The 282-nt window shown below is 53.5% G+C and carries 1 protein-coding gene; it reads left to right on the forward strand.

Features of this window, described 5'->3' with window-relative positions:
- Window positions 1–76: 76 nt before the first annotated feature.
- Window positions 77–282, forward strand: a 206-nt coding sequence (locus L9G74_RS24050; RefSeq protein WP_238898568.1) for a hypothetical protein, incomplete at its 3' end; no start/stop codon positions are given.

The raw sequence follows: 282 nt of genomic DNA on the forward strand, positions 1-282 counted from the left end.
GCTAAAAGGTTTGATGCCCCCTTCAATCATCAAAATTGACGCTGTCCAAGGAGAAACTCCCCCCGGATAGATCTTCGTGTTCGGCGGCTTCGCACTGCGGGCCAACTCGCTTGGCCATCTGGAGAAGATCGACAGCTACGCCCCTGGCCATCAGGTCAGCTTTGGAAGCCTGAACTACACCGCCGACATCCATGGAGACTTGATCTTCGACAGATTCGAACCCATGACAGATGCACCCTATAGCCACGATGAGCATGACCTAGATCTACCATCGGACGGTAT

Source organism: Shewanella electrica (genome assembly GCF_022321485.1).
Classification (GTDB): domain Bacteria; phylum Pseudomonadota; class Gammaproteobacteria; order Enterobacterales; family Shewanellaceae; genus Shewanella; species Shewanella electrica.